Annotated in this window: 8 protein-coding genes and 1 tRNA gene; 5 read left to right on the forward strand and 4 right to left on the reverse strand. The window is 65.4% G+C overall.

All coding sequences use genetic code 11. The features are described 5' to 3' along the window. Nucleotides 1-11 precede the first annotated feature (11 nt). A complete protein-coding gene (locus tag ACVINW_RS16915) occupies nucleotides 12-149 on the forward strand; it encodes a hypothetical protein (RefSeq protein ID WP_456752355.1) in 138 nt (45 codons plus the stop codon). A 16-nt stretch (nucleotides 150-165) separates the two neighbouring features. Here the strand turns inward: ACVINW_RS16915 and ACVINW_RS16920 are convergent, their stop codons facing one another. Then, complete coding sequence (locus ACVINW_RS16920) at nucleotides 166-1404, reverse strand: branched-chain amino acid ABC transporter substrate-binding protein (protein WP_456752356.1); 1239 nt, start codon at nucleotides 1402-1404, stop codon at nucleotides 166-168. 338 nt (nucleotides 1405-1742) lie between these two features. Beyond that, nucleotides 1743-2969, reverse strand: coding sequence for a TetR/AcrR family transcriptional regulator (locus ACVINW_RS16925; RefSeq protein WP_456752357.1), 1227 nt, complete (start codon nucleotides 2967-2969; stop codon nucleotides 1743-1745). A gap of 258 nt (nucleotides 2970-3227) precedes the next feature. On the opposite strand from ACVINW_RS16925, the gene ACVINW_RS16930 reads away from it, so the two are divergent. Then, nucleotides 3228-4292 (forward strand): ketopantoate reductase family protein, encoded by a 1065-nt coding sequence (locus ACVINW_RS16930; RefSeq protein ID WP_456752358.1) that lies wholly within the window; start codon nucleotides 3228-3230, stop codon nucleotides 4290-4292. Between the two features lie 340 nt (nucleotides 4293-4632). On the opposite strand, the gene ACVINW_RS16935 is transcribed toward ACVINW_RS16930, so the two are convergent. Beyond that, nucleotides 4633-8487: a PAS domain-containing protein gene (locus ACVINW_RS16935; protein WP_456752359.1), complete on the reverse strand. Its 3855-nt coding sequence runs from the start codon at nucleotides 8485-8487 to the stop codon at nucleotides 4633-4635. 338 nt (nucleotides 8488-8825) lie between these two features. Between ACVINW_RS16935 and ACVINW_RS16940 the strand changes: the two genes are divergently transcribed. From ACVINW_RS16940 to ACVINW_RS16950, 3 genes are all read left to right on the forward strand, one after another. Next, complete coding sequence (locus ACVINW_RS16940; protein WP_456752360.1) at nucleotides 8826-9224, forward strand: phasin family protein; 399 nt, start codon at nucleotides 8826-8828, stop codon at nucleotides 9222-9224. Between the two features lie 288 nt (nucleotides 9225-9512). Continuing rightward, nucleotides 9513-9947, forward strand: coding sequence for a phasin (locus ACVINW_RS16945; RefSeq protein ID WP_456752361.1), 435 nt, complete (start codon nucleotides 9513-9515; stop codon nucleotides 9945-9947). A gap of 188 nt (nucleotides 9948-10135) precedes the next feature. After that, a tRNA-His gene (locus tag ACVINW_RS16950) sits at nucleotides 10136-10212 on the forward strand. Between the two features lie 74 nt (nucleotides 10213-10286). Here the strand turns inward: ACVINW_RS16950 and ACVINW_RS16955 are convergent. Continuing rightward, on the reverse strand, nucleotides 10287-15908 hold the full coding sequence (locus ACVINW_RS16955) for a DUF7379 domain-containing protein (RefSeq protein WP_456752362.1): 5622 nt from the start codon (nucleotides 15906-15908) through the stop codon (nucleotides 10287-10289). Nucleotides 15909-16014: the final 106 nt, after the last annotated feature.

Here is a 16014-nt window from a genome sequence, read left to right on the forward strand (position 1 = left end):
GAACGGTTCACGTGATCAAAGACCTGTCGAAGGAAAGGGAGTTCACCGTCATTCCGGGGCGATGCGAAAGCATCGAACCCGGAATCTCGAGATTCCCCGATGCGCAATTGCGCATCTGTGGTTCGATGCTTCGCATCGCCCCGGAATGAAGAGAGAGGCGGCCGATCAGGGCCGCTTCATGTTGCAGGTGGTCGGGAGCATCGTCTGCTCGGTGTCGATCTTGGAGACGATGTGCCAGCCCCAGCCGGTGTTTTCCTCGTCGTACGGCTCCTTGGCCTTGTCGGCGAGCGAGCCGAACGAAGAAATGTAGATCGGCTGGAAGAACTGGTGGTCGTCCTTGCGCATGAAGCCCTCGCCGCCGTCGAACACCTCGAACTTCAGGCCTTCGAGCGCCGCCGCGACCTTCACCGGATCGATCGAGTTGGCCTTCTCGGCGGCCGCCTTGAACATCCGCATCTCGTTGACGGCGCGCGGATACCACACGGAAATGCCGGTCTTGGCGCGGAAGTCCTTCTCGAAATCCATCGCCGCCTTGTTGCCGGAGTTCGGCACGCCTTCGCTGATCTGGAACACCTGGTTCTCGAGGCCGGTCTGCTTGATCGCGGTCGGTCCGCCGGCGCCGCCGGCATAATAGGTGTACCAGTTGACCTTCAGGCCGGCGTCGGCCGCAGCCTTCAAGAGCAGCGCGAAGTCCTGGCCCCAATTGCCGGTCACGACGGTGTCGGCGCCCGACGCCTTGATCTTGGCGATGTAGGGCGAGAAGTCGGTGACCTTGAGCATCGGGTGCAACTCGTCGCCGACGATCTGGATATCGGGCCGCTTTTCGCCCAGCATCTTGCGCGCCGTTGATCGCACCGACTGGCCGAACGAATAGTCCATGTTGATCAGGTAGACCTTCTTGATGGACGCTTGGCCTTTCATGTAGTTGGTCAGCGCTTCCATCTTGATGTCCGAGTTCGCATCCCAGCGGAAATGCCAGTAGCTGCACTTCTCGTTGGTCATGCTCGGATCGACCGCGGCGTAGTTGAAGTAGAGCACTTCCTTGCCGGGGTTGCGCGAATTGTTCTTGGTGACGAAGTCTTCCAGCGCGGCACCGACCGATGAGCCGTTGCCCTGGGTGATGTAGCGGACGCCGGCGTCGACCGCCTTCTGCGCCTGCACCAGGCTTTCCTGCGGATTGGTCTTGTTGTCGAGCGGCACGATCTCGACCTTGTGGCCGAGGATGCCGCCCTTGGCGTTCAATTCGTCGGCAAGATACTGGAACGTCTTCAGGCCGCCTTCGCCAACGCTGGCGCCGCCGCCGGAGAGCGGATCGATATAGCCGATCTTGAGGTTTTCCTGCGCGGACGCCGCGCCTCCCAACACCGTCAGCGCTGCCGCGGCGGCAACGATCAGCCTGTGCATCCTGCGTTCTCCCTTGCTTGTGTTTCTTGATCTGAGCGATCGAGGCCGTCTCATAACCCCAATTGCCGAGCCTTCGCAACTTTCGCTTTGAATACTGCGTCAAGTTTTAGCGGGTGGTACCATGATGTTATAGGCTATACGAAGCCGGAATCGGCTGGGAATTGGTCGCTGTTTTGAATTGCAGGTAAACTTTTGGATGAGGGCGGCGTTCGTATTGGTTCGCTGTTTGGAACTGACGCCGGCGCTGTCTCGCTCTAAACCGGCTCTCTCAACATACAGCATCGCCCGGGGCTGACCCATCCCGACCTTCCCCCTTTCAGAGGGAAGGGGGAAGCGGTTCAGGCCGGATATCGGCGCGGCTTGAGGCCTGCCAGAAACAGCCGCGCGAAATGATCGGCGATCTGCATCGGAGTCCAGTCGCGCCTGGTCCTGAACCAGATCGGATACCAATGGCCCATTCCGGTCAAAATCCGTTCTGCGAAATACGTATCGATGCGGCGGAAGCGGCCCTCGTCGATCCAGCGCTGATAGCTGTTCTGGTCCTGCCGGATCGTTGCCAGCACGTCGCCGACATAGGCTTTGCGGTCGACGTCGTTGAGATAGTTGATGTTGTGGTAGGTCGCCTTTGGACCGCAGGGCGTGTCGTGCAGCATCAGCAGCAGGCGGATTCGTTGCACGATGTGATCGAATGGGCCAAGGCTGTGCGCTTGCAGATGCTCGCGGATGCTGATCTCGCCGGCGAGCCCGCGTCGCAGGCACGCCAGCAGCAGGCTCTCCTTTTCACTGAAATGATAGTAGATGCCGGCGCGGGTCATGCCGGCATCGACCGCGATGCTCTCGAGCGACGTGCCCGACGCACCCCGCCGGTTGAAGCTGTCGGAGGCGATCGACAGCATCCTGTCGAACTTCGCGGCCCGCTTGTTCAACGCGGCGCGGGACTCCAGGAACGGTGCAAGGCTGAGCGGTTCGGGCATTGCGGGCATGGCGATCTCGCGCCGGTACACGCCGTGGGTGATGATGTCGTCGATCGCATCGATCGCCTGTTGCCGCGTGTAGTAATCGCGTTCCGACAGCCAGAACGGAACCCAGTCCAGGATCGAGATCAGCGCCACCGCCGCGAGCAGCGGTTCGTCGCAGGCGATCGAGCCGTCGGCGACGCCGCGCTTGAGAATGTCCGCGAGCAGTGCAGCGTTCTGCCAGCGCCTTGCATGAACTTCGCTGCTGTAGGACGCAGCCAGCGCATCGATATCGCTGAACAGGATCATGCGCTGGCCTTCCGGCCTGAGCCGGCCGCGCACGAAGCGCCTGACGATCTCGAGCCCGTCGATCCCGGGCTCGGCCGCGGCTTCAATCTCGTGCCGGTAGATTGCGAGGCCCCGTAGATAGCAGTGGAAGATCAGATCTTCCTTGTCGCGAAAATAGTGGTACAGCGCGCCCGGCACCGCCCGGACCGACGCCGCAACCTGCTCCATCGTCACATTGGCATAGGAGTGGCGGGCAAACAGCCGGGACGCTGAGACGAGGATTTCTTCAGCCCGGTCCGTGAGATCGGCGGCGACTTGCAAGCTCGAATGCCCTTCCTGGTCGCGGAACGAAAGTCCGCAGGCGAGATAATCCCCGAGATAATCCCCGAGATAATCCCCTTGGCAGCCGCCTGTCGATCTGCGATAGACGGTGGCATACCATACACCAGCCGGACCGTGTTGTCCGAGGGGTGATGTGGCGGACGCCGGACCGGGGACGCGCTGGACGGCCAAGATCGACCGGGCATCAGCCGGCATCACCCTCAGGGCAGGATTTTGAAGAGAAGGGCTTAACAGAGCATGGCGCGCAACATTCTGATCCTTGGAGCTTCCTACGGCTCCCTGCTGGGGACCAAGCTTTTGATGGCCGGGCACAACGTGTCCCTGGTGTGCCGCAAGAACACCGCCGACCTGATCAATCGCGAAGGCACCGAGGTCCGCATCAAGCTGCGCGACGAGAAGGAGCACCGCTCGATCTTCTCGCGCGACTTGCCCGGCAAGCTCGACGCCGTGACGCCCGCCGATGTCGACGTGTCGCGCTACGACATGGTTGGACTTGCGATGCAGGAGCCGCAATACACCAACCACACGGTTCGCGTGCTGATGATCAAGATCGCAGCGGCCAAGCTGCCGTGCCTGTCGATCATGAACATGCCGCCGCTGCCGTATCTGAAGCGGATCCCCGCGCTGGCCGGCATGGACCTCGAGGAGGCCTACACCAACGCGCAGGTGTGGGAGCGCTTCGAGCCGGGCCTGGTCACGCTGTGCTCGCCTGATCCGCAGGCCTTCCGGCCGCCGGAGGAGAAGGCCAATGTGCTCCATGTCGGCCTGCCGACCAACTTCAAGGCTTCCGCCTTCGCCGACGACAAGCACAACAAGGTGCTGCGCGAGCTCGAAGCCGACATCGACGCGGTGACGCTCGACGGCCAGGACGTGCCGGTGAAGCTGAAGGTCTTCTCGTCGCTGTTCGTGCCGCTGGCGAAATGGTCGATGCTGCTGACCGGCAATTATCGCTGCATCACGCCGACAGAGCCGCAATCGATCCGCGACGCCGTGCACAGCGATCTCAACCGCTCGCAGGCGATCTACGACCATGTCGACGGCATCGCGCGCAAGCTCGGCGCCGATCCTGCGGACCAGGTGCCGTTCGCAAAATATGCCAAGGCGGCGGAAAGCCTGCTCAAGCCGTCCTCGGCGGCCCGCGCGGTCGCCGCCGGCGCGCCGTTCATCGAGCGCGTCGACCTGCTGGTGAAGCTGATCTCGCATCAGCTCGGCACGCCCAGCGCGGAGATCGACCGCACGGTCGAGACCGTCGATCAGAAGCTGAACGAGAAGATCGTGCAGGGCGGCTCGGGCGCGGAGTAGCGCAACGTGTGATGGCGGGGGCTTTGTGCCCTCGCCATGCATCGGCGCTCGGCAAAGCGCGCGATCGCGGTTCTCGAACGCATGGCTCGGCTCGCGCAGCTGCGGCTTGGAGCCACGGACATGTCGATCAAATCGCTTCCTCTGTTAGCAACCTATGGCGACCTCGATCGCGCACGCGACATCCTTGCTTCAAGCAGGCTCGGCTATCGTGCTCCGTTCTCGTGAGGCGAGCACGCCGGTGAGGCTCCCTCCTCCCTTGCGGAGGAGGGTGGGAAGGTCCGCTGGTGCGTCTCTCACGCGGAAGCGAGGAAGCTGTTGACCGCTCGCGTGTCGCCGAGGGTCACGCCCTTGCGGCGGCGTGGGCGAAGGTCACCTCGATCAAGGTGCCGGTGCGGCCGCCGGTTCGGATCTGGAATTTGGCGCGATTGGCTTCGACCAGCGCCTTGGTCAGCGACAGGCTGACGCCGCCGGAGCCGGCCTGATCGGATGGCGTTGGCGCGCGGAACGGCTCGAGCGCGGCGGCGACCTCGTTGTCGTTGAGGCTCTGGCCGGTGTCGCGCACCCGCAGCATCACTTCGCCGAAATCCGACAGCGCGGTCGAGACGATCACCTGGCCGCCGGCATTGGCGAGATGGATCGAGTTGCCGATCAGGTTCAGCGTGATCTGGCGCAGCGCCCGGGCATCGGCGACGACCGGCGGCAGCGTATGCGCGAGCGAGGTGCGGATGATGATGCGCTCGCGATTGGCCTGCGGCTGCATCACCGCGACGCAGCTCTCCACCATCTCGTTGAGGTTCTGGCTGGTGAAGGCGAGGTCGAGCTTGCCGGTCTCGATCCGCGACAGGTCGAGCAAATCGTTGACGATCGCGATCACGCGCTCGCCGGAGGCGCGGATGTCCTTCATGTATTCGACATAGCGTTCGTTGCCGAGCGCGCCGAAGCGCTCGCCGATCATCACCTCGGCAAAGCCGATGATGGCGTTGAGCGGTGTGCGCAGCTCGTGGCTGATCCGCGCCAGCATGTCGGTCTTGGCGTTCGCCGCGCGCTCGGCGAGCCGTCGCGCCTCGCGCACCTCGCTTTCGCTCTTCTTGGTTTGCGAGAGGTCGCGGAACACCGCGAAGAAATTCGGTCCGTCGGCACGGGTGCGGCCCATCGTCACCGACAGCGGGATGATGCCGCCCTGGCGGACGCGGCCGAGCGTCTCACGCCCGTGATCGAGCAGGCTGGCGACGCCGGATGATTTCACGCTCGCCAGATAGTCGAAGATGCCGTGCTGGCTCTCCGGCGCGAACAAATCGGCGAGGTTATGCGTGACGAACTCACTGCCGTCATAGCCGAACAGCGCTTCCGCACTGCGGTTGCAGGAATGGATGTTGCCTTCGGCATCGAACATGATGATGCCTTCGGCCGCGGTGTCGAGGATGGCGCCGAGCTCCTCGGCGTCGGCGTGGCCGGCCTGCGGCGGCGGTGGCGCAAGCAGCGGCTCTGCTGCAGCCTCCGGTTCGGGATCGGAGAGCGCGGCGGCGACCACGGTGTCCTCGTCGAGCGTGCGCGAGAAGATCAGTGCCAGCGCGGCGTCATCGTCCCAGCTGATGGTGTGCAGCCGCGCTTCCGCAGACACCTGCTCGGCCTGGGCGTTCTGGTTGGCCGAGATCGTGACCGGCGTGCCGGTGCCGGAGGTGCTGCTCGCCTGCGAGACGCCGGGCTCGACATAGAGCGCGTCGAGCCCGCCGGCGGCTTCCAGCGCGTGCAGGCTGTCATAGCCCATGCGGGCGAGGAAGGCGTGGTTGGCATAGAGCAGGCGGTCGAGCCGGTAGACCAGGATGCCGACCGGCAACAGATCGAGCAGCGTGCGGTCGCGTCGGGAGTCGGCGCGCGGCGCGGGCTCGGCGGCGGCGAGCCAGCCGGGCTTTGGCGACTCTGCCGGCGTCTCGCGTTGCGCGACGGTTTCTTGCTGCGCAGCCTTTTCGTGCTGGAGCACGGCTTCCGGCTCCTGCTGCGACTCGTTCGCGTGCGGCTCGTCGGCAACCGGCTCCGCGGTGGCGGCCTCGTTGGTCGCAGCAGTGAGGCCGGCCTCGCTTTCGAGCCGGGCCGACAATTGGCGCGCGAGCTCGTTGAACGCGTTGTTCTCGACCGGCGTCAGCGACGGCGGCCGCGCGTCGCCGGCCGGGCGGAACGGCACCACATTCGGTGGCGGGTCGTGACGCACTTCGTGCGTGTCCTCGTGCGTGTCCACGGCGTGATCCGGATCGGCTTGGTGTGAAGTCTCTGCTACGGGCTCGGTCAATTCCTCGGGTGGTGCTGTTGCGGTCGTATCGGGCGGCGGCTCCGCATGCGGCGGAGGATCGTCATGCGGCGCGGCGGGCCCGGGCGGCGCAGCGGTGCGCGGCGCCGGCGCGACATCGGCCGACAGCGATTGCGGCGCGACCGCGCCGCTGAAGAACTCATAGCGTCGCAACGCGGCGAGTCGCGCAAGCCCGTCGAGATCGCGACACACACCAAAGCCGCGATAGCCGGCGAAATTCCGGTTGCGGTCGAATACCGGCAGGCCGGACAGTTCGACCGGCAGCCGGCCGCCGCCGTCGACCGGCCAGTGCAGCGTGATGCCGCTCCAGGTGTCGTGGCTGGCGAACGCCTGCATGACGCGGTCCTCGGGATCGAGCCCGAAGCTGTCGGCGATGTCGCTCCACAGCCGGCCGAAACCGGCCGCGGTGTGCAGGCCGATCAGGCGGGTGAATTCGTCGGAGCCGAGCGAGAAGCGCGCCTCGTGGTCCATCTGCCACATGAAGCGCAGCGGATGCCGCCGCACCGGCAACGGCTCGTCGAGCCAGGAGGGCGGCTTTGCCGGTGCTGACGTCGCGGGCTCGGGGTCGGTGGCCGGCGGCGGCGCAGGCAGATCTGCGATCGCATAGGGCGAGGGGACGGGATCAGCCGGCGGTGCCGGTGTTTCCGCGGCCGGCGCAGGCGCGGTCTCTTCGAGAACAGGTGTAGGCTCCGCTGCAGGCTCTGCGATCTGCGCTTCAGCGGGCGCCTCGATCAGCGCTTCCGACAGCGGCTCCTCGACGGTTGGGCTTTCGTCAGGCGTGGTGTCGAGAGTCGCGGCTTCGACCTGCGCTTCGGCAGGGGCTTCGATCAGCGCCTCCGACAACGGCTCCTCGACCGCCGGAGTGTCGTCGGGTGTCGTGTCGAGAGGTGCGGCCGCGATGGGAGCTTCTTCTGCCTGCGTCACTTCTGACGCGAGCGATGGAGCAACGTCTGCGTGTTCGGATTCAGGCACGCTGATGATCGGCTCGGCGGTTTCTTCCGGCGTCGGGTTGAGTGCGTCGAACAGCGTGAAGGTGGCCGACGCGTCGCTGGCCTGCACGGGGGCTTCGAGATGCGCCGCTTGCTGTTCGACGGCGAGCGGCGTTGGCGGCGGCTCGGTTGCTGCGGTCTCCGGCGGCGTCACCGCTGATAATACCGGCGCTTCAGGTGCGGTCGGCGCAGCCGTCTCGGACTCAATTGGTTGAGGCACGATCGGTGCCGAAGGTCTTGCAGCGACATGCGGCGCCGGCTTGATCAGCGCGATCAGCGCGCGATCGGCGCCGCGGCCGATCCGTTGCAGCACGACGCGGCCGATCGCAACGCTCGCCGCAGCGCGGCCCTGCGCCAGCGCCTCGTCGCGCGCCGCATCGAGACCGGCTTCGCCGAGATCGTGCAGGCCGGGCAGCGCACGTGCCGCTTCGTTGGTTGCGATCAACAGTCCGTCACTGGTGAAGGCGGCAGCGGGACGCGGCAATCCCTGCACCAGGCGCAGCAAGCGCTCGGCAAGCGGCATGCTGCGGCCGGTCGCATCGAGCGCCGAGATCAGGATGCCCTGGCTGCCGACGGGCAGCTCGATGCGGATGCAGCCGCAGGTCGCGAGCATGCCGGGCGCCGCGCCGAAGCCGCGCAGCCGCTCCAGCCGCACCGCGCCGTTGCTGCCGAGGCTCGGGCCGAGCCGTGCGACCTGGCGGCGATGCGGATCGGCCGGACCGAAGACGCGCTTCGCCAGCTCGGTGCCGTTAGCGGCACCGAATACCTGCGCACCGGCCGGATTGGCCCACAGAATCCGTGCGCCGTCGGCCGACCACAGCCATGCCGGCAGGGAGCTCGTCGCATGGTCCGCCAGCCTGACATCGCCGAGCGCCTGGATCTGGAATTCCGCGTCACTCATCACGCACGATTTGACCGCATAGGTTTGGCTTTCTTCCTAGCTTTGCCGAAGGCCCGGCAGCCGCAGGACGACAGCCTTAACAGAAGGTTAGTATCGCAAGCGGGGGGCGGCAGGTCCATGTCCGCGGCCAAACTGCCCCCGCCAAAGCCGGGATAACGTTAACTTGGCTGAACGATCCACAGCGGTTTAGCGTTGTCGGGGCAGAGGCAGTGGCTGCGACAGCGTGTTGCGGCGCCTGGTGGCACCGCGTCACACTTGCGGTTGCAGTGCCGCGATATTCCTGCCGCGCGCCCGCAAGGCCAAGCGGCGGGCAGATCACCAAGCGAGGGAGAACGACCATGAGTGACAACGGGCGTGACCATTTCGAGATCCCCAAGTTCGAGATCCCCAAGGATATGCGGTCGATGGCGGAAGCAAGCTTCGATCAGGCACGCAAGGCTTTCGAGCAATTCGTGACCAACGCCAGGGACACCGCCGGCAAGATCGAGGAGCGCAACGCCACGATGCGCGCCGGCGCCAAGGACCTGTCGGCCAAGGCGTTGTCCTATGCGGAAAAGAACGTGCAGTCGTCGCTCGACTACGCCCAGTCGCTGCTCAAGGCGAAGGACCTCACCGAGGTGATGCGGCTGCACAGCGAATATGTGCAGGGCCAGATGCGCTCGCTCGCCGAGCAGGCCAGCGAAATGGGCCAGGCGGTCAGCCGCGCGGCGATGGATGCGGTCAAACCCAAGAGCTGAGGCACGAACTGGGAAGGACTGGCCCGGGGGCCAAACTCAGGCTGATTTTGGCCCCAATCCTGGTTGGGTGCGGTAACCCCATATTCCGTCACGTAAAAAATGTGGCGTCGCACGCGATCTCACGTTGCGTTGCACAATATTGACATGATATGGGTGTTTATTAGGCGCGCCCGACGAAGGCAATCCCGTGAATCAAGGCAGCGTGATCCATTTCAACGTTCCCGGCCTGCTGGCTCCGGGACGTTCGCAATGGTCACATCTACTCACCCGTTGCGAAGGATTACACGTATGACCAACCCGTCCGATCCGTTCTCCGCCTCCATTATCCCGTTCGAGGTTCCCGAGCAGATGCGCGCGTTCGCCGAAAAGGGCGTGCTGCAGGCTCGCGACAGCTACGCCAAGTTCAAGGACGCTGCCGAGACCCACAACTCGACGGTCGAAGCCGTGTTCACCTCGGTGAGCAAGGGCGCCAGCGCCTACTCGGCCAAGCTGATCGAGTTCTTCAAGGCCAACACCACCTCGTCGCTCGACTTCGCCCAGGAGCTGTTCAGCGTGAAGTCGCCGACCGAAGCGGTCGAGCTGTGGACCTCCCACGCCCGCAAGCAGTTCGAGACCTACACTGCGCAGGCCAAGGAACTGGCCGAGCTCGGCCAGAAGGTCGCCAGCGAGACCGCCGAGCCGATCAAGGCCAGCGCCTCGAAGTTCTACAAGCCCGCCGCCTGATCGCGGTCCGCAGGATCTCAGCGAAAGGCCCGGGCCTTGACGGTCCGGGCCTTTTTGCTGGACGGGGACCGTTAAGCGGCCCGAGATAAGAGCGGAAATCGGCGCGTTAAGCGCTTGCCAAAGGCGGGCGTTGCACCTAGTTTCCGCCCGAAATCGCCGCCCCGCTTGAGCGGGCCGCGCGTCAGGATGCAGTTGTAGCTCAGTTGGTTAGAGCGCCTGTCTGTGGAACAGGAGGTCGGTGGTTCGAGCCCACCCAACTGTACCATCACGTTAAATAGCCAGTATCGATCGTCTCTCCAGCCCCTCGTTGACGTGGCCGATGCGTGCCGCCCGTCTCGCTCAGCGATGCCGCCGCTTTTTCGCGGCGCGTTTGGCGGCCTTGGGTCGTCGCGTCGGCGCCCGCTTGGCGGTGCCGGGCTTCGTCGCTGCGGCCGGCGGCGGCGCGCTTCCCGCGAGCGACCTGAGTTCGGCGAGGAGTCGGTCGGCGGCGCCCTTCTCGCTTTGCCCGGCAGACCCAGCGTATCTGGCAAGCACGAATGCTGCGTTATCGAGGACGGAGCCCCACATCCTGGCGTTATCGACGCGGGCATAGTGCTTCTGGAAGTCCTTGACCAAGCGCTCGACGTCTTGCGCAAGGCTGCCGGCGCCGATCGACTCGAACAGGTCCAGTTCGGTCTGTCCGACGGTCGACCAGAAGTCCGGCGCGACCGAAGACATTGATTGGCGCACCTCCGCGATGTCATCGCTCTTGAGCGGCTTGGCGAGCACCAGTTGCGCCGCGATCCGGTTCATCGCCGGGTAGAAGAACGGAAGCGTCTTCGTGTTTCGAGCAATCGTCTCTGCGGCGCTATAGTGCTGCCACATCCGATTGATCGCCTGCATTTCGGCGGACGGATCACCGGCCAGGGATTCCAGCATCGCCAGCCGCTTGAAGCCGGAGCCGTAAATGCTTTCCCGCTCATAGGTCGGCGCCAGTGCCAGCAGCGTGTCGAGCAGGGCCATCGCATCCTTGATCGCCGCCCGAGCCGCGTCGAACGCCTTGGCCGACGGAGCGGCGTTGTTCTTGATGTCGTTCAAGGCCTGGCGGATCCGCGCATTCGCCAGCTGCTCGATCGCGATCAGCGACGCCGTTCCATCCTGTGCTGCTCGCGCGCGCTCGTACCATGCGATCGCCTCCGCGAAGCGCCCCGATTTCATCCACGCGTTTCCGAACGCCTCGGCGACGTTTCCCTGCTCTCGATACCGGCCGAAGGTTGCGTCCAGATAGCGCAGGCGTCCGGCTTGAGTGTCGGGAGACTTGCGCTGGTATTCGCTTTCCACGCCGATCTGTTCGAGCACGAAGATCAGCGACAAGGCGGAGGCAATGCCGGAAAATTCCTGCCCCGGATCGGGAGTCGGGCGTTGCGCATCGCCGGTCGCCTGCCGGAACTTCCAGTCGGGGTCACCATAGCACTGATACGCCGCCCAGGTGTTGCCGCCGCAGGCATAGGCCTTTTCCCTGGCAGCGGCGACGGCGTCGATGAAGCGCTTGCCTGCGAGCAGCGCGCGATAGAACTCCGTGGCGAATACGCTCGCAGCCTCATCGTCCACCGCCCAGCCCGCGGCGATCACGCATCGCACACCACTGTTGATCAAGGCCTGGGCGACACCCGATGCAAACTGCGCGCGACCGTAATTGGTGACCTCGAGCAGCCGGCCTGGAGCGCCGGTGCCGAGATGGCAGCAATTGACGAACACGAGTTCGGGCTTGACCCGCAACGCCTGGATTTCATTGGCTCCCAGGAACGAACCGCCCGAAAGCACCACGCCCCTTGTCTCGAGGCCCTTGTCGGTCTTCGTCGGTGGTTCGCCATGGCCGGCGACATGGATGATCCGCCAGGATTTCTTGAAGGCCGCATTGATCACTTCGGTCGTGTCGGGTTCGGGATCTCCCGGGTTGGGACCGCTGATCACGGACGTCACCCGCGCGGCGGCGAACTTTCGGCCACCCGGAGCGGTGGTCGCGGTGGTCAGATATGTCGCGACCTCGAGCGCCTCGCGCCTGGCGCCCAGCAGGATGGGATAGTCCTTTCGATCGCAGGCAGGGTCGCCGATCACAAGGATGTCGTCGTCGGCGGTGGCGCTGTTCACCATGATGCTGGGCGTCGCGGTCCGCAGCTTGCGCAACAGCTTGGTGCGGATCGACCATGGCTTCTGGCGGTTCGAAGCCGTCGGCGATTCCAGGGCTTCCCAGGGGATCGGGGCCGTTCCTTCGTCGAGTTCCAGCACCGTCGCCGTGCTGCCGCCCAGGAACGACTCAAGATCGGGCGGCACGAGCAGGGTGAACAATGTCCGGCCGATCTGGGTGTCGGTGTTGGTGTTGTTGGAGGCGGTCGTCACCAGGTTCTTGATGAGCCGCACCTGCATCGGCTGCGGACGCACGTCGTTGCGCGCCCGCTTCGAGTTGATGGTGTAGCCGATCTCCTGGTTGTCATCCTCGGTCTTCAGGATGAGGGCACTGATGAAGTCGTAGTCGGCGCCGCGGTATCCGGCCTCCGGGGGCCGGCGCAGTGCGCCGGCTTCTCGTGCGATGGTCGGGGCGACCGTGTAGGAGGCGGGTGCCGAGATCGCGAGGGCCTGAAGCGCATTCCAGGCGTCGCTCGCGCGGTCGAGGTAGAGTTCGATGATCTTGAGCTGATCGACACGCGGCCACTGCGTGCCTGCAAGGCCCTCGTCCCGGGTGCGCTCGCTGGTCTCACGCACGCTTTGGGCGATCTGTTCGTTGGCCTCGCGCACGCCCTGGGCGATCAGCTGGGCGGCTTGTCCGGGCGTGATGCCGCTGCCGCCGCTGCCCAACAGCGTGGTCGCCAGCGTAAATCCCGTGGCGACCGGACTGCGTTCGGTGAGCCGCTGCGACCATCCGATCACGGCCTGCCGGACCGTGTCGACGAGATCCGAGCCGCGCAACTCGCCTTCGGGTCCGAGACCCGCAACAATCACCGCCGCCGGCAGCGGCATCAGCTTGACGGGATCGCGGGTGAGATTGAGGAAGATCTGAGATGTCCCGGGACTCGTGGCATAGAGACCGCGTTGCAACGACGCGCTCATCGCGCCGCTGAGGACACGGTCGATCGCCGCTTCCGCGCCGGTGAGGCTCGATGACCGGTAGTGGCCGATCAGCAATGGTTCGGCGATAAAGGTGAGATCGCCGTTGACGACGTCGATGCGCAGGGATGCCGAAGGCGGCGCGGTTTGCGGTTCGCGCGCAACGGCCGAGGACAGCACGTCGAGCTCGCTCTGAGGCGGCGATTGCCGCACCCGCTGTCGGGCGGGACGGCTTCGCGCGACCGGTCCGGCGGTTTCGGTTGCCTTTTGCCGGGCGGCGCCGGCCGCGGAGACCCGGGCGAGCCGCTCCGTGCTGCCGGTGTTCAGAAGCTCGCGGTAGGCCTCGAATGCGGCCTTGTACCGCGGCAACGAGCCGTGATCGGCATCCGCAAGCCAGGTCGCCACGCCCGGAAGCTCGGCGCTCTCCCGCGTGACCCGGCCATCGCCGTCGTCGACCTCGAGATAGGCCAGTCCTCGCTCGCCGTTGCTCGCGCCTTCGTAGCCGGCGGGTGTGGTTGCGGCCTTGCCGACGACCAGCAGAAGCCTGTCGGCCCATGAGACCAGGTCATGGTCGCGTTGCTTGTCGAGCTTGCGACGCAGCTCCACGGCGTCATCGAGCACCGCTTGCGGCGGAATACCCCATTGGAATTGAGCCAGCTGAAGTCCCAGATTGTGCCACGTGCTGCGCGCGCTGATCGCATCGAGATCGGACTTTGCGAGATCCCTCCAGGCTTTTTCCGTACCGAGCCGATCCAGCAAGCCCGCCTGGAGCTGAACGAATCCGGGAAAGCCGGCAATCAACTGGCGCGTCTCGTTGCTGGCGAACGGCGCGCCCACATTGACGAGGAGGTTGCCGAAGCTGTCGTCACCGGACAGCACCTGCATCGGAGTCCAGGATCCGTCGTTCGGCGTCCCCAGCATCAGAAGCCGCGCTCCGTCGGATGCCATCATCTGGTTCCAGGTCGCGGGGTCGACGATCTGCATGGCGCGTGCAACCAGCCCGCCCATCGAATGGGCGATGATCCGCACCGGCTGCCCTGACGCCTTGCGCGCGTCGAGCGCCGTTGCGATCGCCGCGGCGAGCCGTTGTGCCTCGGCCAGGATCGGGCGCCGCCAGTCGAATGCGAACGGCTGGACGTCATGATCGTTGAACAGCGCGGTCGCGAGGTCGTCGTAGTAGATGCCGATCGGCCCGTCGGGCGCGACCTTGTCCTTGCCCGGAAGGTAGGCGAGCCGCTTGAGGCCGTTGACGACGCGCCATCCCAGCCAGATCCGCTCGTCGTCGATCTTGAGATTGCTGCCGAGAATTCCGGGCAGCACGAACAGCGCCGGCAATTCGGCCGCCTTGCTGGCGGGACGTGTGGGCAGTGCCGCGCGCGCCCCGCTCGATGATTGTCCGGCCCAGGAGAGCGGGCCGATCACGCTGAACCCGTCGGGGGAGCTACCGCCCGTCCTGGTGAGGGCGTCGACCACCGCCGCTGCGGTCTGCGCGTTGCTGAAATAGTTGAAGTGCGAGACCTTGCCGCCCTGGTCGAGGACGAATGTCGAGTCCTTCTCCCGCGGCGAGCCGCCATACATCGATCGCGTCTGCACGACGAGATCATTGTCGGTCCAGAAAAACGCGTCGGACAGCAAGGCCTTGACCCAGGACACCACCGAATCGCCCTGCAGATCGCCGGCGATGACGCGCAGATCGCCGGCGATCGGGTTCGTTGCCGAGTGCAGCCAGCGGATCAGCGGAGAGTCCGGAATCTGCGCCGCGAGACCGGGCACCTTGTCGGGATCGGCGCGTCTGCGGGCGACCTCGCCGAGAAAGTCGACGAGCTGCGGCGCGACCGGAATCTGGGCGAGCTCGAGCGCCCATTTCAGCACCGACACATAGGCGTCGAGCCGCTTGGAGGCGAGCAGCGTGCCGCGCGCCGGGCAGGCGACGCGGACAACCCGCTCGATCGAAATCCGCTTGTCCGAGACGATCTCGGCGAGCCTTTTCAACTCGGCCGCGCTCGTACCGTCGTCCTTGAACAGGTCGAGATCGGACAGGCGCGGATTGGCGCACACCCGTGCCAGCACTTCCGCAACCAGTCCGCCGCGCGAATGCGTCAGCAGGTGAAGTCGCGCGCCCTTGGGCGCAGCTTCGGCGAGCGTGATGGCGTTGGCGATCGGACTCGCGCCGAGCGTCGGATGATCGAGGGCGTAGACCCTGTTGCCATAGGACTTGAACAGCGAAGCCACCCGCTGCGGGTGCTCGGTCCAGAGCTTGCCGAACGTGCCGGACGTTTGGCTGAAGGTGCCGTGGATCAGGACCAGCGACGCCCCGTCGTCCGCGGCGATGGCGGACGTGGCGTGCCCCTTGAGCGACTCGAGCTTGTCGGGTTGCAGCCGATAGACACCCGGATCGACCTGTGAATCAAACGACTTGACGACTTTCGAGGCGACGAAGTCGGCCGCCTTGTCCTCGACCAGCCCGGTGACGATGTGGAGGGCCCCCACCTGTACGTCGCCGAACATGCTGCGCGTGCCGCGCGACACCGGAGCGGTGTCCTCGAGGCGCCACTGCAGCCGGCCGGGCACACGCACCTCTCCCGAGCCGAGCGCGGGTCCGCCGCGTGCGAGCGGATCCTGCTGCGCTTGCAGAAGGTCTCGCGCGGATTCGGGATGAAGCCAAAGCGAAGGCCCGCCTGCGATATCAATGACGACGATGTCCTCGTTGGGAACGGCAGCCGCGGTCTTGATGACCGCGTCGCCGGCGCCGCGTTGCGCCGTCACAATCACGGAGTCCTTCAGATGTCCCATTGTGGACGGCGCCGGACCGCGCGCGCCGCGGGCCGTTCCTCCCGGACGAACGCCGGTCATCACGAATGCGATTGGTTCGGACAATGTGACGCTCCCGCAATGGCCGGGCCACAACACAAGACACCGGGCGCGAGCGGAGCAAGCCTACTCGGCCGGGGAGGTGGCCACTGAAATAAGGTATCGACGAGCA

This window comes from Bradyrhizobium sp. USDA 4461, assembly GCF_054055655.1.

Coding starts and splice junctions, on each gene's coding strand:
- ACVINW_RS16920 (WP_456752356.1), bottom strand. CDS start 1,404: ATGCACAGGCTGATCGTTGCCGCCGCGGCAGCGCTGACGGTGTTGGGA.
- ACVINW_RS16930 (WP_456752358.1), top strand. CDS start 3,228: ATGGCGCGCAACATTCTGATCCTTGGAGCTTCCTACGGCTCCCTGCTG.
- ACVINW_RS16935 (WP_456752359.1), bottom strand. CDS start 8,487: ATGAGTGACGCGGAATTCCAGATCCAGGCGCTCGGCGATGTCAGGCTG.
- ACVINW_RS16940 (WP_456752360.1), top strand. CDS start 8,826: ATGAGTGACAACGGGCGTGACCATTTCGAGATCCCCAAGTTCGAGATC.
- ACVINW_RS16945 (WP_456752361.1), top strand. CDS start 9,513: ATGACCAACCCGTCCGATCCGTTCTCCGCCTCCATTATCCCGTTCGAG.